The organism is Arthrobacter sp. USHLN218, assembly GCF_037144715.1.
Taxonomy (GTDB): Bacteria; Actinomycetota; Actinomycetes; order Actinomycetales; family Micrococcaceae; genus Crystallibacter.
The window spans coordinates 680,698-704,268 of sequence record NZ_JBBCYT010000001.1 but is presented as its reverse complement, the minus strand read 5'-3'; the positions used below and the strand labels follow the sequence as shown (position 1 = coordinate 704,268).

Annotated in this window: 20 protein-coding genes and 2 tRNA genes; 2 read left to right on the top strand and 20 right to left on the bottom strand. The window is 67.7% G+C overall.

Features of this window, described 5'->3' with window-relative positions; genetic code table 11:
- Nucleotides 1-120: 120 nt before the first annotated feature.
- The 5 genes from WFH44_RS03060 to rpsB form a co-directional block, all read right to left on the bottom strand.
- On the bottom strand, nucleotides 121-1,044 hold the full coding sequence (locus WFH44_RS03060) for a phosphatidate cytidylyltransferase (RefSeq protein WP_336711623.1): 924 nt from the start codon (nucleotides 1,042-1,044) through the stop codon (nucleotides 121-123).
- Entirely contained in the window at nucleotides 1,044-1,601 is a 558-nt protein-coding gene (gene frr, locus WFH44_RS03055; RefSeq protein WP_262104090.1) for a ribosome recycling factor, read from the bottom strand. The genes WFH44_RS03060 and frr overlap by 1 nt, the downstream gene beginning before the upstream one ends.
- Before the next feature lie 84 nt (nucleotides 1,602-1,685).
- Complete coding sequence (gene pyrH / locus WFH44_RS03050; protein ID WP_336711622.1) at nucleotides 1,686-2,435, bottom strand: UMP kinase; 750 nt, start codon at nucleotides 2,433-2,435, stop codon at nucleotides 1,686-1,688.
- A 159-nt stretch (nucleotides 2,436-2,594) separates the two neighbouring features.
- Entirely contained in the window at nucleotides 2,595-3,434 is an 840-nt protein-coding gene (gene tsf / locus WFH44_RS03045) for a translation elongation factor Ts (RefSeq protein ID WP_336711621.1), read from the bottom strand.
- Nucleotides 3,435-3,557: 123 nt separating this feature from the next.
- Nucleotides 3,558-4,430, bottom strand: a complete 873-nt coding sequence (gene rpsB / locus WFH44_RS03040) for a 30S ribosomal protein S2 (protein ID WP_336711620.1) — start codon at nucleotides 4,428-4,430, stop codon at nucleotides 3,558-3,560.
- Nucleotides 4,431-4,875: 445 nt separating this feature from the next.
- Here rpsB and WFH44_RS03035 point away from each other — a divergent pair, with 445 nt between their 5' ends.
- The gene (locus WFH44_RS03035) at nucleotides 4,876-5,418 is read left to right on the top strand and encodes a M23 family metallopeptidase (RefSeq protein ID WP_336711618.1); all 543 of its coding nucleotides are present in this window, start codon (nucleotides 4,876-4,878) and stop codon (nucleotides 5,416-5,418) included.
- Here the strand turns inward: WFH44_RS03035 and WFH44_RS03030 are convergent.
- From WFH44_RS03030 to WFH44_RS03005, 6 genes are all read right to left on the bottom strand, one after another.
- Entirely contained in the window at nucleotides 5,415-6,605 is a 1,191-nt protein-coding gene (locus WFH44_RS03030; protein ID WP_336711617.1) for an acyl-CoA dehydrogenase family protein, read from the bottom strand. The two genes, WFH44_RS03035 and WFH44_RS03030, sit on opposite strands and share 4 nt — an antisense overlap.
- 179 nt (nucleotides 6,606-6,784) lie before the next feature.
- Nucleotides 6,785-6,858, bottom strand: a tRNA-Ile gene (locus WFH44_RS03025).
- 108 nt (nucleotides 6,859-6,966) lie between these two features.
- Nucleotides 6,967-8,205: a glycosyltransferase gene (locus tag WFH44_RS03020; RefSeq protein WP_336711615.1), complete on the bottom strand. Its 1,239-nt coding sequence runs from the start codon at nucleotides 8,203-8,205 to the stop codon at nucleotides 6,967-6,969.
- 5 nt (nucleotides 8,206-8,210) lie between these two features.
- Nucleotides 8,211-9,137, bottom strand: coding sequence for a DMT family transporter (locus WFH44_RS03015; RefSeq protein WP_336711614.1), 927 nt, complete (start codon nucleotides 9,135-9,137; stop codon nucleotides 8,211-8,213).
- 48 nt (nucleotides 9,138-9,185) lie between these two features.
- Nucleotides 9,186-9,827 (bottom strand): CDP-alcohol phosphatidyltransferase family protein, encoded by a 642-nt coding sequence (locus tag WFH44_RS03010; protein WP_336711613.1) that lies wholly within the window; start codon nucleotides 9,825-9,827, stop codon nucleotides 9,186-9,188.
- Between the two features lie 77 nt (nucleotides 9,828-9,904).
- A complete protein-coding gene (locus WFH44_RS03005; RefSeq protein WP_336711611.1) occupies nucleotides 9,905-10,708 on the bottom strand; it encodes a phage holin family protein in 804 nt (267 codons plus the stop codon).
- A 214-nt stretch (nucleotides 10,709-10,922) separates the two neighbouring features.
- Here WFH44_RS03005 and WFH44_RS03000 point away from each other — a divergent pair, with 214 nt between their 5' ends.
- Nucleotides 10,923-12,344: a GH1 family beta-glucosidase gene (locus WFH44_RS03000; RefSeq protein WP_336711609.1), complete on the top strand. Its 1,422-nt coding sequence runs from the start codon at nucleotides 10,923-10,925 to the stop codon at nucleotides 12,342-12,344.
- 92 nt (nucleotides 12,345-12,436) lie between these two features.
- On the opposite strand, the gene WFH44_RS02995 is transcribed toward WFH44_RS03000, so the two are convergent.
- The 9 genes from WFH44_RS02995 to WFH44_RS02955 form a co-directional block, all read right to left on the bottom strand.
- Nucleotides 12,437-12,509 (bottom strand) — tRNA-Asn (locus tag WFH44_RS02995).
- 170 nt (nucleotides 12,510-12,679) lie between these two features.
- Nucleotides 12,680-14,845 carry a DNA primase gene (dnaG, locus tag WFH44_RS02990; protein ID WP_336711608.1) on the bottom strand — a complete coding sequence of 722 codons (2,166 nt, stop codon included), beginning with the start codon at nucleotides 14,843-14,845 and terminating at the stop codon, nucleotides 12,680-12,682.
- An 89-nt stretch (nucleotides 14,846-14,934) separates the two neighbouring features.
- Nucleotides 14,935-16,239, bottom strand: coding sequence for a deoxyguanosinetriphosphate triphosphohydrolase (locus WFH44_RS02985; RefSeq protein WP_336711606.1), 1,305 nt, complete (start codon nucleotides 16,237-16,239; stop codon nucleotides 14,935-14,937).
- Nucleotides 16,223-17,404 carry a tRNA dihydrouridine synthase DusB gene (gene dusB, locus WFH44_RS02980; RefSeq protein WP_336711604.1) on the bottom strand — a complete coding sequence of 394 codons (1,182 nt, stop codon included), beginning with the start codon at nucleotides 17,402-17,404 and terminating at the stop codon, nucleotides 16,223-16,225. The genes WFH44_RS02985 and dusB overlap by 17 nt, the downstream gene beginning before the upstream one ends.
- 66 nt (nucleotides 17,405-17,470) lie before the next feature.
- Nucleotides 17,471-18,916, bottom strand: a complete 1,446-nt coding sequence (locus WFH44_RS02975; protein WP_336711603.1) for a YibE/F family protein — start codon at nucleotides 18,914-18,916, stop codon at nucleotides 17,471-17,473.
- A 3-nt stretch (nucleotides 18,917-18,919) separates the two neighbouring features.
- Nucleotides 18,920-19,831 (bottom strand): GNAT family N-acetyltransferase, encoded by a 912-nt coding sequence (locus tag WFH44_RS02970; RefSeq protein WP_336711601.1) that lies wholly within the window; start codon nucleotides 19,829-19,831, stop codon nucleotides 18,920-18,922.
- 38 nt (nucleotides 19,832-19,869) lie between these two features.
- Entirely contained in the window at nucleotides 19,870-21,258 is a 1,389-nt protein-coding gene (locus WFH44_RS02965; protein ID WP_336711817.1) for a glycine--tRNA ligase, read from the bottom strand.
- A gap of 158 nt (nucleotides 21,259-21,416) precedes the next feature.
- The gene (locus WFH44_RS02960) at nucleotides 21,417-22,559 is read right to left on the bottom strand and encodes a hypothetical protein (RefSeq protein ID WP_336711599.1); all 1,143 of its coding nucleotides are present in this window, start codon (nucleotides 22,557-22,559) and stop codon (nucleotides 21,417-21,419) included.
- The gene (locus WFH44_RS02955; protein ID WP_442892854.1) at nucleotides 22,556-23,539 is read right to left on the bottom strand and encodes a DMT family transporter; all 984 of its coding nucleotides are present in this window, start codon (nucleotides 23,537-23,539) and stop codon (nucleotides 22,556-22,558) included. The genes WFH44_RS02960 and WFH44_RS02955 overlap by 4 nt, the downstream gene beginning before the upstream one ends.
- Nucleotides 23,540-23,571: the final 32 nt, after the last annotated feature.

Genomic DNA, 23,571 nt, shown 5'->3' with positions numbered 1-23,571 from the left:
CGCCGCGGTCCAAGCTTGGTCCGGCCCTGCTGCCGGACAAATCAGATAATAGTTTAAGCGGTTATTCCGCCTGCGCGTGCCGCCCGGCACCGCGCACATGGTGCCGGGCAGACTGCATCATCACATGATGGCGCCGGGCGCCAGCACCACGGCCAGCACGTACGCCACCGGCGAGGCGAAGACAATCGAATCGAGGCGGTCCATCACACCACCGTGTCCCGGCAGGATGTTGCTCATGTCCTTGATGCCCAGTTCCCGCTTGACCATGGATTCGGCCAAGTCGCCGGCGGTGGAGGCCGCGACCGTTGCGATGGCCAGCACGAGCCCGAACCACCATTGCAGGTCCAGGATGAAGACCGAGCAGAGCACGCCCACCACGACGGCGCCGCCCACCGACCCGGCGAAGCCCTCCCAGGACTTTTTCGGGCTGATCTTCGGAGCCATCGGATGCTTCCCGAACAGCACGCCGACCAGGTAGCCGAACGTATCGTTGGCCACGACAAGCAGCAGCATCGTGGCCACCTTGAGCGCCCCGTCCGGTTCGTCGAGGAGCAGCAGGGCGAAGCTGATGAACAGCGGCACCCAGCAGAGGATGAACACCCCTGACATGATCCGCCGCACCGCGTCCCGGGCCGTATCCAGGCACTGGTAGACCATGATCGCCACCACCGTCCCGACCAGCGCGAAGGCCTGCGCTTCCGGCCCGCCGTAGTAGGCCGCGAACGGCATGGCCACCGCCCCCGCGAACAGCGGGGGCTTGGGCACAAGGATGTCCTTGACGGCCAGCGCCCGGGACACCTCCCACACGCCGATGACGCAGAATCCCGCCACCAGCGCCACGAAGGCATCCGGGAGGAAGAACAATCCGACCAGGACCGTGACCAGCAGCGTGAGGCCCACGGCGATGGCGGCGGGAAGGTTACGGCCGGCGCGCGACGGCTGCCCGGTAGCCCGCTTCCGACGGCGCCGGGCCGCCTGCACGCCGGAACCAGCCTTGGGGGCCGGCGGACCGCCAGCCCGGGTTGAAGGCTGGTCCGTATCCATCAGACTTCGAGCAGCTCTGCTTCTTTGCGCTTGAGCAGCTCGTCCACGTTGTCGGTGTGGGACTTCGTCTTGGCGTCCAGGTCCTTCTCGGCGCGGGAGCCCTCGTCCTCCCCGATGTCGCCGTCCTTGACCAGCTTGCCGATCGTGTCCATCGCCCGGCGGCGGATGTTGCGGATCGAGACCTTCGCGTCCTCGGCCTTGCCGCGGACCACCTTGACGTACTCCTTGCGCCGCTCTTCGGTCAGCTCCGGCAGGACGACCCGAATGACGTTGCCGTCGTTGGCCGGATTGGCACCGATGTCGGAGTCACGCAGGGCCTTCTCGATGTCGTTCAGCGCCGACTTGTCGTACGGCGTGATGAGCAGCGTGCGGGCTTCCGGGTTCTGGAAGGATGCGAGCTGCTGCAGCGGGGTCGGGGTGCCGTAGTAGTCCACGGTGACCTTGGAGAACAGTGCCGGGTTCGCGCGGCCCGTCCGGACGGTCGCGAAGTCTTCCTTGGCCACTTCAACGGCCTTGTCCATCTTCTCGACAGCCTCGTGCAATGTTTCTTGAATCACGGTCTCTCCTTCGACATTCTGTGTCCGCCTCACGGCGGCAGGGGCTCTGCTATCCATCCTAGGCCATGCTCCGCGGCCCTTCGGCTAAGCGGAAACGGCCGTACCGATCTTCTCGCCGACGATGGCACGCGTGACGTTGCCTTCGCCCTCCATGCCGAAGACGACCATGGACAGCTTGTAGTCCTTGCAGAGGCTGAAGGCGGTCTGGTCCATGACCCGGATGTTCCGCCGCATGGCGTCGTCGTAGGTCAGCGTGTCGAGCTTCTGCGCCTGCGGGTCCTTCTTCGGGTCGGCGGTGTAGACACCGTCCACCCCGTTCTTCGCCATGAGTACGACGTCGGCATGCACTTCCAGCGCGCGCTGGGCTGCGACGGTGTCAGTGGAGAAATAGGGCAGACCGGCGCCGGCACCGAAGATTACGACCCGGCCCTTCTCCATGTGGCGGATGGCGCGGCGCGGAATGTAGGCCTCGGCCACCTGGCCCATGGTGATGGCGCTCTGGACGCGGGTGTCCACGCCGGCCTGCTCCAGGAAATCCTGCAGGGCCAGGCAGTTCATCACGGTGCCGAGCATGCCCATGTAATCGGCGCGGGAACGGTCCATGCCGGACTGGGAAAGTTCGGCACCGCGGAAGAAGTTCCCGCCGCCGACGACGATGGCGACTTCGACCTCCCCGACGGTCGCCGCGATCTGCTTGGCGATCCCCCGCACCGTATCGGGGTCGACGCCGAGCTTGCCGCCGCCGAAGACCTCACCGGAGAGCTTGAGAAGGACCCGCCGCCTCTTGGGAAGAACGTCTGCGGGCTTGGTTTCGGTTACGGTCTGGGATTCCATCGTGCCTCCCGGGCGTGCTTTGGTTCGACAGTTGTAGCTGGGTTGGTTGGCGGTTTCGGGCAGGAAAAAGGGGTGGTCACCGCTGGTGACCACCCCCTCCTCGCTGGTCGGATCAGTGCCTGTTGGCGCCGGATCCTCTAGATGCTATCCGCGATGCTATCAGGCACCCACGCGGAAACGCGCGAAACCGGTTGCGTTGGCGCCGGCCTGCTCGAGGACCTTGCCGACGGAGACCTTCGGGTCCTTGGCGAACGGCTGGTCGAGCAACACGATCTCCTTGAAGAAGCCGTTCAGCCGGCCTTCGACGATCTTCGGCAGCGCGGCCTCGGGCTTGTTCTCGGCGCGTGCGGTTTCGTCGGCGATGCGGCGCTCGTTCTCGACGGTCTCGGCCGGGACTTCCTCGCGGGTGAGGTAGGTCGGCGCGAAGGCAGCAGTGTGGACGGCCACGTCGTGGGCGGCCGCCACGGCGGCGTCACCCTCGGCGTCGACGGCGAACAGCACGCCGACCTGGGCCGGCAGGTCCTTGGACGTTTTGTGCAGGTAAGCATCGACGGTCTTGCCCTCGACGCGGGCCAGGCGACGGACAACGACCTTCTCGCCCAGCACGGCGCCCTCTTCGACGACGACCTCGTTCAGCGGCTTGCCGTCCACCTGGGCGGCCAGCAGCGAGTCCAGGTCGGAAGCGCCGGAATCGACGGCGACGGACAGGACCTTATCGGCGAGGTCGATGAACTTGGCGGACTTGGCCACGAAGTCGGTCTCGCAGTTGACCTCGACCATGACGCCGACGGTTCCGTCGATGACCTTGGCAGCAACCAGGCCCTCGGCGGTGGAACGGCCTTCGCGCTTGGTGGCGCCCTTCAGGCCCTTGATACGGATAAGCTCCACGGCCTTGTCGGCATCGCCGTTGGCCTCGTCGAGAGCCTTCTTCACATCCATCATGCCGGCGCCGGTGCGCTCGCGCAGAGCCTTGATATCAGCAGCGGTGTAATTCGCCATTTGGACTCCAGTCCCTCCGTAGTAAGTACTAATGCTGTTCCACCAGTGCGGCTGGCCGGTTACCGGCCAGCCGCAGCAGTGGAGATCCGGCAGGCCGCGAACGGATTGCCGGGGAGATCGGATTTACTTTTCGGTCTCGGCCTCGGCCGGGGCTTCGGCGGATGCTTCGGCCGGTGCGGCCTCGGCAGCCGGAGCCTCCGCAGCCGGAGCCTCGGCGGAAGCGGAACCCTCAAGCAGCTCGCGCTCCCACTCGGCCAGCGGCTCTTCGGTGCCGCCGGTAGCAGCACCGCCACCCGCAGCACGGTTGTTGCGCGCGATCAGGCCCTCGGCAACGGCGTCGGCCACGACGCGGGTCAGCAGGTTTACGGAGCGGATGGCGTCGTCGTTGCCCGGGATCGGGAAGTCGACCTCGTCCGGATCGCAGTTGGTGTCGAGGATGGCCACCACGGGGATGTTCAGCTTCTTGGCCTCGTCAACGGCCAGGTGCTCTTTCTTGGTGTCCACGATCCAGACCACGGACGGAGCCTTGGTCAGGTTGCGGATGCCGCCCAGGGTGGTTTCCAGCTTGGTCTTCTCGCGCTGCAGCAGCAGGAGTTCCTTCTTGGTGTGGCTGGAACCGGCTACATCTTCGAAGTCGATCTCTTCGAGCTCCTTGAGGCGCTGGATGCGCTTGGAGACCGTGGAGAAGTTGGTGAGCATGCCGCCCAGCCAGCGCTGGTTGACGTACGGCTGGCCAACGCGGGTGGCCTGCTCGGCGATGGCTTCCTGCGCCTGCTTCTTGGTGCCGACGAACAGCACGGTGCCACCGTGGGCCACGGTGGCCTTGACGAACTCGTAAGCGCGGTCGATGTAGGACAGCGACTGCTGCAGGTCGATGATGTAGATGCCGTTGCGCTCGGTGAAGATGAAGCGCTTCATCTTCGGGTTCCAGCGACGGGTCTGGTGGCCAAAGTGAACGCCGCTGTCGAGCAGCTGGCGCATGGTAACGACTGGCATGTCGTCACTCCTTCCGGCAGTATCCGCGCGCGTCGCGCAGGGCATACTGCCTATAGACGGTTGTCAGCCCGCAGCCCGGTTGGGCGGGGCTCCTGGCACCGGCCAGCCCTGGTCAACGAGGATCAGGGCGCACGTCCGGACCGGCCGAGCCGGACCGCCTGGACATACCCCGATCGGGGAGAATCCCCGGCGGGTAACAGATGCGCGTAGTCAGTTCGTTCTTCATCTCAGATCCGCACTTCGTTTGGACATGACTCATGGAGACAGGAAACTGCTCCGCCTAGTGTACTACAGCGCGAGGGCACCAACTTACGGAGAGCGTGGCAGGTCCGGAGCCTCCGGCCCTCTCCGCACTCCCCCTGCACAGGCCTGCCAGAGGTGGGGCCCCCCCACATTCGGGCACACGCCATGCCCGCCCGGACAGCCCGGCCGGCAGGATCGGTGCATGGCGATTCATGCAACGGCAATGCGCGCGGCCGCGCCCCTCCTGGCCGCAGCCCTGGTGCTGCCGGTGCCAGCTGCCGGGACCGGAGCCGCAGCCGCAGGCTTCGCACCGGACTGGGACTGGCCGGCGGATCCCGCCCCGGGGATCCTGGGCACTTTCGACCCGCCGCCGGAGCCGTGGCTCAGCGGCCACCGCGGAGTGGATCTGGCCGGGGCGGAAGGAAGCGACGTGCTGGCCCCGGAGGCGGGCCGGGTGAGCTTCGTCGGCACGGTCGTCGACCGCGGAGTCGTCACTATCGACCACGGGGGCGGACTTCGCAGCAGCTTCGAGCCCGTGGACAGCAGCCTGCGCAAGGGCGACTCGGTGGCCGCCGGGGACATCCTCGGCACCATAGCCGGCACCACCCATTGCTCGCCGGGATGCTTCCACTGGGGTGTCAGGCTGGGCGAGGAGTACGTCAATCCGCTGCAGTTCGTCATCGACCTGCGCCCCTCCGTACTCCTCCCACGACCCGGGCAGGCCAGCTATCCGGACCCCACCTAGACGAAGGCGGGGATGCCGGTGATGGAACGGCCGACAACCAGGGAATTGATCTCGTGCGTTCCCTCGTAGGAGTAGATGGCCTCCGCATCCGCGAAGATCTTGGCCATCTCGTAGTCGGCGACAATGCCGTTGCCGCCTAGAATGCCGCGTCCCAAAGCTACGCTTTCCCGCATGCGCGCCGTCGTGAACGCTTTGGCGAGGGCGGACTGTTCGTCGCGCGCGGCACCGGCGTCCTCCAGCCGCGCCAGCTGCACCATCATCCCCATGGAGGCGACAGCGTTGCCGAGGATCTGCACAAGCTGGTCCTGCACGAGCTGGAAGGATGCCAGCGGCCTGCCGAACTGCTGGCGCTCCAACGAGTAGCGTCGGGCCACATCGAAGGCTGCCAGCTGCTGCCCGACCGCCTGCCAGGCGACAGCAAGCCGGGTGACCTTCAGTACCTTGTTGGTGTCCTTGAAGCTGTTGGCGCCCTTCAGGTGGAACTCGTCCGGCACGGCAACGTTGTCCAGGACGATGTCGGCGTTCTGCACGGTACGCAGGCTGATCTTGTTCTCGATCCGGGTCGCGGAATAGCCCGGAAGCGCGGTGTCGACGAGGAAGCCCTTGACCTGGTCGTCCTGTATGTCGCGGGCGTAGATGACCACCCAGTCGGAGAACGTGGCGTTACCGATCCAGCGCTTGGCTCCGTTGAGGATCCACTGGCCGCCGTCCCGCCTGGCGGTGGTGCGGGTGCCGCCGGCAACGTCGGATCCGCCCAGGGGCTCGGTCAAGCCGAAGGCCCCGATTTTCCTGAGCGCGTAGATGTCAGGCAGCCAGGCCTCCTTCTGCTCCTCCGACGCCAGCGCTTCGATGGAACCGGTGAACAAACCGTCGTGGACACCCATGAAGGTCGCGATGGAGGTGTCGGCCCGGGTGAACTCCGCATGGATCATGCCGGCCAGCAGATTGGAGCAGCCCTGCCGCCGAACCGGCGAGATGACATCCAGTTCGGCCAGCTTGGGAATGATCTCCATCGGAAACTCGGCCCTGTTCCAGCAGTCCACCGCGATGGGCCTGACCTCCTTGTCCAGCCATCCGCGCACCTCCTGCAGCCGGTCTCGCTCAGCCGGCTGCAGCTGCTGCTCGAAACCGAAGAAGTCGCCGTCGGGATAGGGAAGGTTGTTCAGATCGATTGAGGGTCGCCCCATTGCTGCTCCTTGCCGCTCGCCGGCGCCAGGGGCGCCGGACCACCATGTTACCCATGAGTAACATAGTCGATCGGCGGCAGCACGGCAATGGAAGCCCGGGTCCGACAGAAGCTGCTGGGGGCAAAAAAGAAACGCCTAGCCAGTTCCCCGGATTCGGGGACTGACTAGGCGTTCTGCTGTAGGGCGACTGGGACTTGAACCCAGGACCAAAGGATTATGAGTCCTCTGCTCTGACCGGCTGAGCTACCGCCCCCTGCACACTGCAGTCCGCACCCGGACCGCGTCCGGCCGGACAAGCCAACGTAGACATACTAGTGGCTCCCAACTCCCGGATGCACTTCGCCTCGCGGCCGCCACAGGATCAGGACCTGAAGTCCTCCGCCGAAGCACCCCGGTACAGCCGCTCGAACGTGTCCATCGTCTTGTCTATCGCGTGGCGCGCGGCCTTGGCGTGGCTGGCCTCCCCCATCGCTGCGAGCTCCGCCTCGGGCTGCCCGAGGACCAGCTCCAGCTTCGCCGCCAGGTCCGCCGCATCACGGGGCGCGAAGAGGTAGCCATTGACGCCGTCGTCCACCAGGTGCGGCAGCGCCATGGCGTTGGCCAGGAGCACGGGCTTGCTGGCAGACATCGCCTCCAGCGAGACCAGCGACTGCAGTTCCGCCGTGCCGGGCTGGCAAAAGACCGTGGCCCGCAGGTACGCGCGGCGCAGTTCGTCGTCATCGACGTAGCCGAGGAACTTCACCCGTTCACCGAGGTTCAGCTCGGAGACCTTGGCCTCAAGCTGGGGCCGCACCTCGCCGTCCCCGACGATCTCGGCACGTACGTTGAGGGCCGGGTCGGTCTTGGCCAGCGCCTCGATCAACACATCCACATGCTTTTCCTGGGCCAGGCGGCCGACGAAGAGCACCGTGGGGTGCTCCGGCCTGTCGATGACTTCCCCGTCCGCGGGCTCGTAGTGCGCTGAGTCGATTCCGTTGGACAGCGGCAGCACCTTGTCCAGGCGCGCATGGTCCTTCATCGCCTTGGCAGCCAGCGGCGTCGGCGTGGTGACGACGGCGGCTTTGCCCATGATCTTGCCCATGTCGCGCCAGGAGTTCCGGGCCACGATATCGAGGAACCACTGCGGGAACGGCAGGAACGGTTCCAGGTTCTCCGGCATGAAGTGATTGGTGGCGATGGTGCGGATGCCGCGCCGGACCGACTCCGCAATGGTGGCCTGGCCGATCATGTAGTGACACTGGATGTGCACAACGTCGGGCTGCACGTCGTCGAAAATCCGCCGGATCTCGGACTTGATCTCCCAGGGGAAACAGATGCGCCAGCTCTCGTGCGTGGGAACCGAATGCGACCGCAGACGGTGGACACGGGCCTCCCGGCGCTCTTCGAGGTAGCTGGCGCCCTTGCCGGGACGGGCGGCGATCACGTGGACATCATGGCCCCTCCGGGTCATGGCCTGCGCCAGCCGAAGGCCGAAAACGGCGGCACCGTTGACGTCCGGCAGGTAGGTGTCCGCCGCGATGAGGATCTTCAGCGGCCGCTGCCCCTGGCCGTTGTCCGCCTGTTGCGGAACTCCCTGCTGGTCAATCGCAATGCTGTTCATATGCTCTATTCGTACCTAGGGTTCCTCGTGGCGGCGGACTGCGCCCGCCGTCGTGCTTCTTCCTGCTTCTGCAAAACGTCAGGATGGTGGCGGGATAGAACGATGACCCCCACAATAGCAACCAACCCCATGCCAACCATGGCAATGGCGATCACGGGTTCGACGTCGGGTCGCAGTTCACCGAGCACGAAAATGCCGATGGCGATACCGACGAGCGGGTCGATGACGGTGAGCCCGGCGATCACCAGGTCGGGCGGCCCGCTCGAGTAGGCGCTCTGCACAAACCAGGAACCGAGGCCCGCAGCGGCGGCGATGGCGATGATGCTGAAAACCGGGACATTGGCGAGGAAGCCGCCGTTCGGATTGAACAGGTTCAGCCCGATGATCCTGACCAGCACAGCCACGAAGCCGAAGAGCATGCCCGCGCCCAGGATGTAGGTGAACGCGTTGAGGCGGTGCCTGAACGTCAGTTCCAATGTGAGGAACACGGCAATGACGACGGCGAGCAAGAGTACCGTCGACAGCTCCTCTGCGGGGGTGACCGGATGGTTCTCGCCCGTGACGTTCACGGCCAGCAGCACGAAACCTGCGCTGCCGGCAACGCAGGCGGTGATGGCCACAATGGTGATGCGGTTGAGCCGGATCCCCTGGTCCTTGGAGTTGATGATCGTCGTGATGACCAGCGCGATGGCGCCGATGGGCTGGACCACGGTGAGCGGCGCGCTCACCAGTGCGAAGACATTCAAGCCCATCCCGACGCCCAGCATCAATAGCCCGAGGACCCACCGAGGATTGCGCAGCATGCGCATGAGGCCGCTGACCGTCAGCGACAAGCCTCCGGTGTTCGCCTGGACGGCGCTCGCCTGGCGCTGCGTTCCCAGCGCCAGGAAGAAGGCGCCGCATACGGCGCTGAGGATCGCTAGCCAGACCATGCGGTCCTGACTGCCGCCGGCGCTTCCGCCGGGCGCCCGGATCCGGGGTCACTCATGTGCCCGGGCTTCCGGAACGTCGTCGCCCAGGGCAGACCGCAGCGTGCGGTGCTTGAGCCGCGCCGCACGCATGTACCCCCACCAGGCCGCCAGATGCCCCACGCAGCCCAGCACCAGCAGGACGTAGGCAAGGACCTGCAGCCATTCATGCCCGGGTTCCAGGGCCCGGTGGAGCAGCAGCAGCGGCGTCCCGGCCAGGAGCAGCGCCGTGCGGATCTTGCCGACATACGTCACGGGCAGATCCGGGATCCCCCGGAACAGCACCATCGCGTAAATGAGGAGGATGGCATCGGGTATCACGAGGACGAGCAGCAGCCACAGCGGCGCGATGCCAGTGGCGAAAAACGTCACGGCGACCACGATCATCGCCAGCCGGTCCGCCAGCGGATCCAGCCATTTGCCCACGCTGGAAATCTGGTCGAATCGCCGGGCGATGTACCCGTCCACCCAGTCGGTCGAACCCAGGACGGCCAGCACAATCGTGGCCTCGAGGTAGTCTCCCCGTACCACGAGCCAGACGAACAATGGCACCGCCAGGAAGCGCAGGACCGTGATGAGGTTGGGGACGGTCCAGAAGGTGTGGAGCTCGCGGTATTCGTGGTCTTCGCGCGTCCCGGCCCCGATGATCCTCATGCTGCCCCTCCCCTCCCGGCATGCTGCCTGTCCTGCAAGGGCAGGTCAGGCGGGTTCCCCCGACTGTGATGCGGCTGCTACTTCCGCAGCAGGCGCCGCAGCAGAACCGCGAACGTGGCCAGCGAGGCCGCCAGTGCGGCCAGCGGCTTCCACCGCTCCTGCAGGTCATAGCCGGTACCTGCGGAACCGCTGCTCGCGCTGCGCTTGACGGCGGCGATCCGCAGCTCGGCTGCGTGCCTGGCGCGGGAAGCGACCGAGGTTGCGTCCGACTTGATCCTCTCGGACTGCGGCTTGATGTCCAGTTTCTGGCCCAGGCCGTCACGGATCCGGGCCAGATGCTCGCGGCGTTCGCCGGCGCGGGCCCGCAGCTCCTCCAGCGAGGGCGCGGGTTCCTTCGGTGCCTGCTCCACTTCCTTGGGCTCTTCCTTCGGCTCAGGCTTCTGGTCAAGAGTGGACGGATCGAAGCTGCGCCCTTCCTTCAGGACGCCGATGTCGTGCTTGATGCCGCGAATCGCATTCTCCGGCAGCAGCGGCAATTCCTTCTTGACCCGCAGGGCCCCAATGAGCCCCAGGATGCCGCCCACGATGAGGAAGAACGCGGCGAACAGCAGCGCGGACAACCACGGGGCGATGGCTTCGCCCAGACCGAGAATCGCGGCAACGAGCAGGGAAATCGCCATGGACGCCAGCAGGAGCAAGGCCCCGGCGAGCAGGCCGGCGGCAACTCCCACCTTGACGCCCTTGGCCTTGAGCTCCGCAACGGCCAGTGAAACTTCATCATTCAGCTGGCGGGGCAGCAGGCGGCCCGCCACTTGGACAAGTCCCACCAGCGACGACCTGTCGGCGACCGCAATGGTCCTGTTGTTGTCTACGCGAGTCATGGACCCTGCCTCCATTGCTAGATCGGTAGTGCTCGTGTTGCCACAGTCTAAAATTATCATTCGGCGCAGCCGCAACCGGTCAGCCGAAGGAAGTACGTCTGCGCACCCAATCCGTCCATTGCAGCAGGTCACGGGGCGGAATGCCATGACCATCGCGGTCCCGCGCGTTATGCTGGCGGGCAATTGCCCAGCGCAGAGCCTCCGGGGGAAACGAATGACCGCACAACTGCAGTTTCCGAACGAGTTCCTGTGGGGCGCGGCCACTGCGTCATACCAGATCGAGGGCGCGGCGGCAGAGGACGGCAGGCGCGACTCCATTTGGGACACTTTCTGCCGGTTGCCGGGGGCCGTCGCCGGCTCCGATTCAGGAAGCACCGCCTGCGATCATTACCATCGCTACCCGGAAGACATCGCCCTGATGCGCCGGATGGGGCTCGGCGCCTACCGCTTCTCAACCTCGTGGGCACGGATCCGGCCGGACGGCGGACCGGTCAATCCCCGGGGCCTGGACTTCTATTCCCGGCTCGTCGACGGACTGCTCGAGGCCGGCATCACGCCCTGGCTGACGCTCTATCACTGGGACCTTCCACAGGCCTTGGAGGACCGCGGGGGCTGGGCCAACAGGGACACGTCCTACGCCTTCGCGGAGTATGCGCTGAGCGTGCACGACCGGTTGGGCGATCGGGTCCGGGCATGGACCACCTTGAACGAACCGTGGTGCTCTGCCTTCCTCGGCTATTGTTCCGGCGTCCATGCCCCGGGGAGGCAGTCGAGGCCGGATGCCCTGGCCGCCATGCACCACCTTCTGCTCGGCCACGGACTGGCCGCGGCGGCGCTACGCGAACGGGATCCCGAGGCCGAACTGGGACTGACGCTCAACCTGACCGTGCCGGACCCGGCGGATCCGGACGACCCGGTCGACAGGGACGCCGCGCGGCGCATCGACGGGCAGTTCAACCGGGCCTTCCTCGATCCGGTGTTCCGCCAGTCCTATCCCCCGGACTTCCTCGCCGACGTCGCAGCGTACGGGCTGGAACGGCACATCCGCCCGGGAGACCTCGAACTGATCGGCACACCTATCGACTTCCTGGGCGTCAACTACTACCACGGTGAAGCCGTGACCGGGCATCCGGCCACCGAGCAGCTGCTCGCCCACGGCGCGCCCGTGGAGCGGCCGGCGGCCTCGCCGTACCCGGCCGCCGACAATGTCTCGGTGGTACCGCGGGGACTCGCGACGACGGCGATGGGCTGGGAAGTCCAGCCGGAGGGACTGTTCCGGCTGCTGATGCGGCTGCAGGACGAGTACGCGGGCCCCGCCGGCACAGCGCTTTATGTCACCGAAAACGGCGCGGCCTATGACGATCGTGTCTCGGCGGACGGTTCCGTCCAGGACCTGGACCGGCTGGAATTCATCCGGGCCCACGTGGCCGAGTGCCACCGGGCCATCCAGGCGGGAGCCGATCTGCGGGGCTACTTTGCGTGGTCGCTGCTGGACAATTTCGAATGGGCGTGGGGCTACGCCCAGCGCTTCGGCCTTGTCCGCGTGGATTACGACACCCTCGTCCGGACCATCAAGGCCAGCGGGCAGTGGTTCGCCCGGACAGCTGCCGCCAATAGCGTTGCCGACGGCACGTAGTCCTGGAACTCCTTCCGCGCCGCCAAACAGATTGGCTGCCACCAGACAAAAGAGCCCGTCCTGACGGATCAGGACGGGCTCTTTGTCTTTTGCTCCCCCGACTGGACTCGAACCAGTAACCCTTCGATTAACAGTCGAATGCTCTGCCAATTGAGCTACGGGGGAAAGCAGCAGAGACAACCTTACAAGGCTTTTTCCCGGAAATGAAATCCTGTCGAGCGGTTATAAAACCGCCGTGCAGGACCCTTTTTTCCGAACCTCTCGGGCTCCCTCGGGCCTCAACGAGTTTACTAAAGAGCTGCGGGAAACACCAAATCGGCTCCCGCGGCCGTCGGCTACTCGCTGCGCAGCGCCCGTCGCTGCATCTCCAGCTCCATCAGTTCGCGGTTCAGGCGCTGGAACGCCTCGGGATCCGCCGCAGGATCGGTGCGCTGCAATTGGCCCATTTTGTCCGCCTTGAGCTGCGTGATCTGGATGTCGAAGAGCCGGTTCAGGATGCCCCGGCAGTAGAGCCGGACAGCGTCGTCGTTATGGGCCGGCAGCGGCGTGACGGCAAGTTCGGAGACCAGCCCCCTGAGTTCCTCGGGGACCGCCTGCCGCACGCTCTCGACCCACTGCGAGGGCGTCGCCCCGGCAAACCCGGCGGCACGGATGGCCTCGTGCACCAGAGCATGCGCCGGGGCGCGGAAGTTTGCTTCCGTGAAGTGCTGCCACTGCTCGGCGTCGAGCAGTCCCGGCTGCTGCAGTGCGACGATCAAGGCGTCGCGTTCCATTCGGACCGAGGGATCCCGCAGGTCGGGCAGGCTGACTGCCGGCTCCGACGGGGGAGCCTCTTCCGGATGCCCGGCGTCCGGGGTCGCGTAGCCGGCCTCCCCCGGATACCCGGCGTCCTCCGGATACTGGGAATGCTGCTGCTCGCGGCGCTCGACCGCACGGCCGTGGCGGCCATACCGGGACCCGTCACCCTGGCCGCCGTACCGGCCGCCGTCGGGGCGTCCCGGGGCGCCGGAATAGCCTCGCGGCTGGCTGCGGTCCTGGTGCTGGTTCCCTCCGCCATGCTGTCCGTCCCCGCGGTACTGCTGGCCCGGGCCGGAATACTGTCGTGCGGGTTGGCGTTGCTGGGCGCCGGAACGTTGCGCGCCCCCGGCGGCGGCCGTGTCCTGCTGGTCCTTGGCCCGTTTGCCCGCCGCGGCAACAGCCCGCAGCACGTCCTCGACGTCCACACCGAGCCAGCCGGCGAGCTCGCGCGAGTAGGCGGGCCGCATCGCCGGGTCCCGGATCTGCGCCACTACTGGTGCGGCCGCGCGCAAGGCCTGGACGCGGCCTTCCACGGTGTTGAGGTCGAACCGCTTCAAGGTCGCCTTGATGGCGAATTCGAACAGTGGGCGTCGGGAAGAAATCAGTTCCCTGACCGCCGGTTCGCCGCGGGTCATCCGCAGGTCGCAGGGGTCCGCGCCGGTCGGCTCGACGGCAACGAATGTCTGGGCGATGAACCGCTGGTCTTCCTCGAACGCGCGCAGCGCCGCCTTCTGTCCGGCCTCGTCGCCGTCGAACGTGAAGACAACTTCTCCCCCGCTGCCGTCGTCGGACAGCAAGCGCCGGGCAATCTTGATGTGGTCGGCGCCGAAGGCCGTGCCGCAGGTGGCCACGGCGGTGGTTATGCCGGCCAGGTGGCAGGCCATGACGTCCGTGTACCCCTCGACGACGACCAGCTGCCGGTTCCGCGCGATGTCGCGCTTGGCCAGGTCGATGCCGTAGAGGACCTGGGACTTCTTGTACAGCGCGGTCTCGGGAGTGTTCAGGTATTTGGGGCCCTGGTCGTCCTCGAACAGCTTGCGCGCGCCGAAACCGATGGTGTCCCCGGAGATGTCACGGATCGGCCAGATCAGCCGGCCGCGGAAGCGGTCGTAGATTCCCCGGTTTCCCTCGGAAAACATGCCGGTGAGCTTGAGCTCGTCCTGGCTGAAGCCGCGGCCGGTCAGGTGCTTGAGCAGTCCGTCCCACCCCTGCGGGGCGTAGCCCACGCCGAAGTGCTCGGCCGCCGCCTGGTCGAAGCCCCGCCCCTCGAGGAACTGCCGGCCGGCGGCGCCGCCGGGCGTGAGGAGCTGGGCACGGAAGAACTCCGCGGCGATCTTGTGCGCGTCGAGCAGCCTCTGCCGTTTGCCGACGTCTTCGCGGCGCGGCCCGGTCCCGCCGTCTTCGTAGCGCAGCGTGTAGTTGATGCGGTGCGCGAGTTTCTCTACCGTCTCGCTGAAGGTGGTGTGGTCCATCTTCTGCACGAAGGAGATGACGTCTCCGCCCTCACCGCAGCCGAAGCAGTGGTAGGTGCCCACCTGCGGCCGGACATGGAACGACGGCGAGCGTTCGTCGTGGAAGGGGCACAGGCCCTTGAAGGAGCCGATGCCGGCGGACTTGAGCGTGACGTAGCCGTCGACGATCTCCTTGATATCCGTGCGCTGGCGGACCTCGTCAATGTCTTCGCGTTTGATCAGTCCGGCCATGAGAATAGTTTAGGCAACCCCGCCAAATCCGAGGCCCGCCGCCCCGGCCCGTGTAGGACAGGTCACGGGGCAGGCGCGGCCGCGGCCCCTCAGAGCAGGGTGCGGTGCGAGCCCATCAGCCTCTCGTGCAGCGCGATGGCGGAAACGTCGGTGAGGGACGCGATCTGGTCGATGACCACGCGAAGGCGCGCACCGTCGTCGGCCGCGGCCTGCCAGTCCGCCGCGAAGGCTTGTTCCAGGTGGCGGGCGCCCGTGGCGTGCAGTTCATGGACCAGGTCGGTCAGGATTTCCTGCTGGCGCTCGTAGATCGGCTGGCGGAGGTCCGCGGTCATGACGAACGTGGTCGCCAGGCCCTTCATGACAGCGATTTCCAGCACGGTCTCCTGCGGGACCACCAGTTCGGCGGCATAGCGGGTCAGCGGGTCCGGCCCGTAAATGGCCCGTGTCGCCTCCAGCGCGCTGGAACAGAACCGGCCAATGAGCTGGCTGGTCATGTCCTTCAGTGCCGCCATGGACCTGCGGCTGCCGTCCGCCTCCGGCACCCAGACGCCGGACTCCTGGAGCCGGCTCAGCGCAGCGTCCACTTCCGCCGGGTCGGTGTGCGGCAGGTACCACTGCCGGGTGTAGCCGATGACGCGGCTGCGGTGGTCGGCGGTATCCATCCACTTGAGCTGGACGCGGCCGGCGACGATGGCGTCCTCGACGTCGTGCACCGAATAGGAGATGTCGTCCGCGAGGTCCATCACCTGGGCCTCGATGCAGGACCGGCGCTCCGGCGCCCCTTCGCGCAGCCACTGGAAGACCGGCAGGTCATCCTCGTAGGCGCCGAACTTGCTGGTGCGCTTGCCGTGGATCACCGGGGCATCCGCTGCGGACCAGGGGTACTTGCTGGCGGCGTCCAGGCTGGCGCGGGTCAGGTTCAGGCCGGCGGGTGTGCCGTCCGGACGAACGACCTTCGGCTCCAGCCGGGTGAGCAGGCGCAGGGTCTGGGCGTTGCCCTCGAAGCCGCCGATGGCGTGGGCCGCGGCGTTGAGCGCGGCTTCGCCATTGTGGCCGAACGGCGGGTGGCCGAGGTCATGGGCGAGGCACGCGGTGTCCACGACGTCCGGATCGCAGCCCAGGGTGCGCCCCAGCTCGCGGCCGACCTGGGCGACCTCGAGGCTGTGGGTCAGGCGGGTGCGGACGAAGTCGTCCGTGGACGGGGAGACGACCTGCGTCTTCGCACCGAGCCGGCGGAGTGCGGAGGAATGCAGCACGCGGGCGCGGTCCCGCTCGAAGTGCGTGCGGTAGGTGCTCTTGGCAGGCTCCGCCACCCAGCGTTCCTGGTCCGTCTCCGTGTAGCCCGGCATCAGCGGGGCCGGCGTCAGCGCCACCTGCTCAGCCACCGGAAACATCCAGTTCTGCCGCGGCGATCATGGCCCGGTGGTTCTCGTCCAGCTCACGGCTGTCCAGCCAGCCGTCCGGCAGCGCCGGCCGTTTGGGCGTGCCGGCCCGCCCGCGCGGTCCCTCGGCGTCCGCGCCGGGATACGGGGCGGACGGATCCAGCTGGTCCAGCAGGCCGCGCAGGACCTCGAGCGTGGGCACGGCGGCCAGCGCCGCCCGCAGTTCGCCGCCGACCTGGTAGCCCTTGAAGTACCAGGCCACGTGCTTGCGGATGTCGCGCAGGGCCTTGCCCTCGTCCTCGAAGTAGTCGACCAGCAGTTCGGCGTGCCGGTAGAAGCTGTCCGCGACCTCTTTCAGCCCGGGCCGGAAGCGCCGGTCCGTACCCTCGAAGGCGGCCTGCAGATCGCCGAAGAGCCAGGGCCGCCCCTGGCAGCCGCGGCCGACGACGATGCCGTCCACGCCGGTCTGGCGCACCATCCGCACGGCGTCCTCCGCGCTCCAGATGTCACCGTTGCCGAGGACGGGGATGTCCGGCAGGGCTTCCCGGAGCCGGGCAATCGAGTCCCAGTCCGCCGTGCCCGAGTAGAACTGGCTGGTGGTGCGGCCGTGCAGTGCGACGGCGGCGACACCGGCGTCGCGCGCGATCTTGCCGGCGTCGATGTATGTCAGGTGGTCCTCGTCGATGCCCTTGCGCATCTTGATGGTCAGCGGGATGTTGCCGCGGCCGGCTTCGCGGGTGGCCGCCTGGACAATCGCGGTGAACAGTTCCGACTTCCACGGCAGCGCCGAGCCGCCGCCCCGGCGGGTGACCTTGGGCACCGGGCAGCCGAAGTTGAGGTCGATGTGGTCCGCCCGCTCCTCCTCGACCAGCATCCGCACGGCGGCTCCGACCGTCTTGGGATCGACGCCGTACAGCTGCACCGACCGGACCTTCTCATCCTCGTCGTGCGAGATGATGCGCATCGATTCGCGGTTGCGTTCCACGAGTGCCCGGGAGGTGACCATTTCGGCCACGTAGAGGCCGCCTCCGTACTCGCGGCAGAGCCGGCGGAAGGCCTTGTTGGTGATGCCGGCCATGGGAGCCAGGACCACCGGGGTGTCGATGGTCAGCGGCCCGAGCTTCAGCGGAGGGAGCTCCAGTCGGGTGGCGGAGGCGGGTACAGCGGTAACAGTCACCTGCCTATTCTCTCAAATCCGGGCAAATCCACGCGCGCGCCTGTGGACGGCGCCGCCCGGGCGGGCTCAATCCCGCTCGGCGCGCCGCCGGGCCCTGCGGGTCGGCGGCTGTCCGACGGGCTTGCCCGCCAACACCGGAACGGAGGCACCGCCGTCGTCCGCCCCGCCGGGAACGGAGGCACCGACGTCGTTGCCGCCCTGATACCGTGCCGCGGTGCGGTCCCCCGGAAGCGAAGAACCATTCAGCGGTCCGCCGCCGGCCACGTCCACGGTGACGTCCGGGGCACGGCGGATGCCGGTGGCCTTGACCACCAGGACGGCGATCAGCGTGGTCATCGGGATGGCCAGCACCAGGCCGATGGAGCCGACCAGGGTCCGCACGATCTCTTCGGCCAGTTCCCCGCTGGAGAGCGTGTCGAACAGCGGCCGCTCGTAGAGCGAGACGAGGATGAGCACCGGAAGCGCGGCGCCGGCATACGCGAAGGCGATCGTGTAGACGGTGGAGGCGATATGGTCGCGGCCCACGCGCATGGCGCCGGTGAACAGCCGGCGCGCGGAAGCCTGCGGGGCCAGCTCGTACATTTCCCAGACGGCGGAAGACTGCGTGATGGTCACATCGTTGAGCACGCCGAGGCCCGAGATGATCAGCCCGCACATGATGACGCCGGAGAGCGAGATCGTGTCCGCCATGTTGACCAGCTGGTAGGTGTCTTCGTCCCCCACGCCGGTCAGGTAGGCGGCGTCCGTGGCCCAGCCGGCCATCAGCGCCGTCACGCCGAGGCCGAACATGGTGCCGAGCAGGGCCGTGGAGGTGCGGGCGGAGAAGCCGTGGGCGAAGTAGAGGACCCCGACCATGATCACCACCGAGCCGATCAGCCCCAGCAGCAGCGGCGGCTTGCCCTCGACCAGGCCGGGCAGGACGAACTGCGCCAGCACCACGAAGGCGCCGGCCAGGCCCAGGATGGCCCGGAAGCCGCGCCAGCGCGCCACCGCCACGACGACGACGGCGTACAGCACCGCGAGCAGCACCATCGGCACGCTGCGGACGAAGTCGACGAAGATCAGCGTGTTCGGCTGGTCCGGCATGATCCGGCTGAGGTCCAGGTAGCGGATGGAGTCCCCCGCCTCGACGCCGCGGGACTGCGCGATTTCCGGGGTGATCTCGACCGGCTGGAGCGGGCCTCCCGACTTCGGCTCGGTGTAGGCCACCATGCACTGCTGGCCTTCGCCGCCGGCGTCGATCGCGGATTGCGAGGACGGGCAGGTCTCGGTTTCCACGCGCTGCACCGTTCCGGTCTCGAAGGAGACGCCGGGGGCCGTGGCGTACGGGTCCACCACGGTCACGCCGGAGCGGTCCCCGGACGGCCACAGCGCGATCATGCCGACCAGTGTCAGGACGGTTACCGGCAGCAGGATGGCCGCGAGCAGCAGGTTGGCCTTGCGCCGGGCCGCCAGCGTACCCGGGTCCGGAGGGACGTCCGCGTCATGCGTGTGGGTGTGCCCGTGTCCCACGCCTCAGTCGCTGACGATGGCGGTGGCCGGTCCGGTCCTGGCCGCCGTGCCCGCCGCCAGCAGCGGCTCGAGCACGGCGACTACGGCGGTCATCGAGTCATCGACCTCGACCTGGACCGGGTACTGGTGGACCAGCATCGCGAGCAGGCTGCGCACGGCCTGCTCGGCCTCCGCCGGAGCCAGTGCGGTGTCATAGCCCAGCAGCACGTCTGCCGGGGCATCGGTCCGCTGCTGGGTGTAGCTGACGGCGAACGCGCTGATGGTGCCGCCCTGGTCCTTGGGCGCGCTGCGCAGCACCACCGCTCCGGAAGCGCCGGCGGCGTCGTTGAGCAGGATCTGCTGGGCACGGCCCAGCGTCATGTCCGCCCGGTCCCACACGTGCACGGAATTGTAGAAGTCCGTGACCGCCGTCGTCAGTTCCACCGAACCGGTGGCAGCTTCCTCCAGGCGCGGGCCGCCCTCCGCGGCCAGGTCCGGCAGCGGCAGGGCGCCGGGCTGGACCGTGACCACGCGCGAGGTCTGGATCGGGCTGAGCCCGGCGGCGGCGGCGAAACCGGCGCCGGTGCTCTCCGGCACCACCTTCGCGCGCAGCCTGGTCACGCCCGACGGCGAGTGTTCGGCTTCCCCGCGCAGCATGCCCAGGAGCGTCGAACCCACCCCGGAACGGCGGTGGTCCTTGGCCACTTCGACGTAGGCCCAAAGCCGCTCCGGGTGCAGGCTCGTCTCGTAGACCACGCCCGCGGCGACCGGAACCCCCTGGTCCTCGGCCACGATGCAGCGGGACCACGGCGCGTCGGACGAGGGCCGCAGGATCGCGCGGAAGTGCTCCACCTGGGTGGTTTCCGGGTCGCCCCAGATTTCCAGCAGGGCGAGGTCGTCGCCGTCGCGCCATTGCCGGTAGTTCAGCTCAGCCATGTTGCTCCTAGGAAGTTGCGTCGCGTCGGCGCGGTCGGTCAGGCCCCGACGAGGCGGCCGGCCAGGTAGCTCTCCACCTTGTCCAGGCTGACCCGGTCCTGCGACATCGTGTCCCGCTCGCGGATGGTCACGGCCTGGTCCTCGAGCGTGTCGAAGTCCACCGTGATGCAGAACGGCGTGCCGATCTCGTCCTGCCGGCGGTAGCGGCGGCCGATCGCGCCGGCGTCGTCGAATTCGATGTTCCAGTTCCGGCGCAGCTGCGCGCCGAGTTCCTTCGCCTTGGGCGAGAGGTCCTCGTTGCGGCTCAGCGGCAGCACCGCGGCCTTGACCGGCGCCAGCCGGGGGTCGAGCTTCAGCACGGTGCGCTTGTCCACGCCGCCCTTGGCGTTCGGGGCCTCGTCCTCGGCATAGGCGTCGACGAGGAAGGCCATGAAGGAGCGGGTCAGGCCGGCCGCCGGCTCGATCACGTACGGAGTGAAGCGCTCGTTGGTCGCCTGGTTGAAGTAGCTCAGGTCCGTGCCGGAGTGCTTGGAATGCGTGCTTAGGTCGAAGTCCGTGCGGTTGGCGATGCCCTCCAGCTCGCCCCATTCCGAGCCCTGGAAGCCGAAGCGGTATTCGATGTCCGTGGTGCCCTTGGAGTAGTGGCTGAGCTTGTCCAGCGGGTGCTCGAAGAGGCGCAGGTTCTCCGGGTTGATGCCCAGGTCGGTGTACCACTTCAGGCGGGTTTCGATCCAGTACTTGTGCCACTCGTCATCGGTGCCGGGCTCGACGAAGAACTCCATCTCCATCTGCTCGAACTCGCGGGTGCGGAAGATGAAGTTGCCGGGGGTGATTTCGTTGCGGAAGCTCTTGCCGATCTGGCCGATGCCGAACGGGGGCTTCCGCCGCGAGGTGGTGAGCACGTTGTTGAAGTTCACGAAAATGCCCTGCGCGGTCTCGGGGCGGAGGTAGTGCAGGCCTTCTTCGCTGGCCACCGGTCCCAGGAAGGTCTTGAGCAGGCCGGAGAATTCCTGCGGTTCGGTCCATTCGCCCTTGGTGCCGCAGTTGGCGCAGGCGATGTCCTTCAGGCCGTTCTCGGCCGGCCGGCCCTTCTTCTCCTCGTACTCTTCCTCGAGGTGGTCGGCGCGGTAGCGCTTGTGGCAGCTCAGGCACTCCACCAGCGGGTCGGAAAAGACCTCGACGTGGCCGGAGGCCTCCCAGACCTGGCGGGGCAGGATGACGGAGGAATCGAGGCCGACGACGTCCTCGCGGCCGCGGACCACGGACTGCCACCACTGGCGCTTGATGTTCTCCTTGAGCTCGACGCCGAGGGGGCCGTAGTCCCAGGCCGAGCGGGATCCGCCGTAGATCTCGCCGGCTTGGAAGACAAAGCCGCGGCGCTTGGCCAGCGAGATGATCGGATCAAGCTTGGATTTGGCAGCTGCCATCAGGTGGTTCTCCAGTCTCTGCATGGGCCGCTGGGTGCGGTCCGTGGCGTGTGGTTGGTGCGAAGCGAAACTACAACGTTAGCCTACCGAAACGGCGGCACGGCGCAGGTATGGCGGGCGCCGGATGACGCGCCGGGCGCGTCCGGACGGGGTCGGGCCTACCCGGGGAAAGGCACGACGGCGCCGCGGCCGGTCACGCGGTGGGCCAGGCTCTCCATGGTCAGCGTGTCGCTGTCGATCCCGGTGTGGCTGCGCGCGTCGCTCCGGCTGGCGTCCGGTCCGCTCAGCTGTGGCGACCAGACCGCTTCGGCCAGCGTCCCGCCGGCGAAGAGCGCCGCAAGATCCGGATCGGCCGCCACGTTCTCCTCGAGGCCGAGCAGCGGGGTATCCGGATGCTCCTCCAAGGCGCGGTGGATCAGGTACAGCAGCGACTTGTTGTAGAACCTGACTCCCCGGACTTCGCAGACGTCGTCGAGGGCCCGCTGCCGGCCCAGGCTGAACTGGGACAGGACCCTGATCCGGCTCCCAAGCAGCGGCAGCAGTCCGGTCTTGAAATCTCCCACGGTCAGTGCCGGGTCCAGCAGCGCCAGGGATTCGAAGGCCCCGACGCCCTCCTCGAAGGCCGCCCGCAGGAAGCTGGACTGGAAGATGGCGCCGGCACTGTGGCCGACTGCGTGCAGCCCGACGTCCCCGGCATGGGCCCGGTTGAACGCCGCGAGCCGGCGTGCGACGTAGCGCGCACCGCCTTCGCCGGCGAGGCTGCCGGCCTTGGCCCCGGCCCGGGCGGCGTTGGCCTTGATGTCGGCCCAGACCGCCGGGCCTCCGGCGTGCCTGGCCACCCATTCAACGAACGTGTCGGCGGCTTCCGTTAGCGGCGGCAGTGCCCGCGGCACCAGGGTGGGCACCGGCGGGGCGGCGCCCGTGCCGCCCGCCTTCATCAGGCTCAGCGCCGGAAACAGCCGGTATCGCTGGGCGCCCCGGCGGATCCGGTCGGACAGGACCTGCAGCAGTCCGGTCTCCCAGACGAAGTAGACCGGGTAGACCCCGTTGGCCAGCCACCACTGCACCTGGCTGGCCGCAGCCTCCAGTCCGGTCCGCTCATCCACCAGGCCGCCGTGCGCCCAGAAGAGCACGGGAGCCGGACCAGGCCGCCCGGAGATGAACCGGGGCAGGTGCTCCTCAAAGATCCGGTCCACGTCCGCGGGCGTGGTCGAGACCAGGCCGCCCGGAGACAGCTTGCCGTTGCTGAGGTCCACCAGATGCGGACGCAGCGCGCCGAAATCCGCCACCGGTTCGCTCACCGCTGCCCCTTCCGCCGCCGCAGGACCGCAAAGGAGTTGCGCGGCCACGGCAGCGTGGCGAGCACCACCGCAGCCAGGGTCAGTACCGTGCCCAGGACGGTCGCCGTCGTAATAACGGTGCCGGGTGCGGGAAAAAGCACGTCCAGCAGCAGCGAGCCGAGCACCTGCCCGGCGATCATGCCGAGGCCCGTGAGCAGGACGCCGAGGGACCGGACCAGCACGGTGGCGAAGTTGATGAAGAGGCAGCCGATGGGACCGCCGAGGTAGTACCACCACTCGTCCGGCAGCGGGTTGCCCGGACCGGCCACGGCCACCTTGACCAGCCAGGCGATGTACAGCAGTACGGTCCCCACGATGAAGTTGACCATCGTGGCCGGCAATGGCGAGCCGTAGTGCGCGGACTGGGTGCCGTTGAAGGCCTGCTGGAAGCTTTGCAGGAACCCGGCCACCAGCGGCAGCAGCACCAGAGCGAGCAAGCCGGCCTGGTCCGTGCCGGCAGAAAACTTCGGCGAGACCGCCCAGGCGACCGCGGCCACGGTGAGCAGGGCGCTGAGGACGCGGAGGGGCGTGATGCTCTTCTTTCCCGCCGGCCCGAGGCCGAGGCGGTCCACGAGCAGGCCGCTGACGGACTGTCCCGTGACGGCGGCGACGGTGAAGAGCGCAATGCCGATCAGCGCCACGGTGACGCCCTGGCTCAGCACCAGGATGGCTCCGCTGGCCCCGGCCAGCAGGTACCACCATGGAAAACTCCTGGCCCGGATCGCCGGCAGCACGCGGCGCATCCCGGAGCGGGCGCCGGGCGCGAGGACGCAGATCAGGACCATCAGCACCAGTCCCGTACTGAAGCTGACGACGGCGGCCGCCAGTCCGTCGTCGAGCCTCGCCCCGAGCGCACCGTTGATCCGCCCCTGGACCGGCATCGACAAGCCTGCGAACAGTGACAAGGGCAGGCCGACGGCCAGGGGCATTTTGGGGTTCATCGGCACACATTCACCCTATCGCCCGGCGCGTG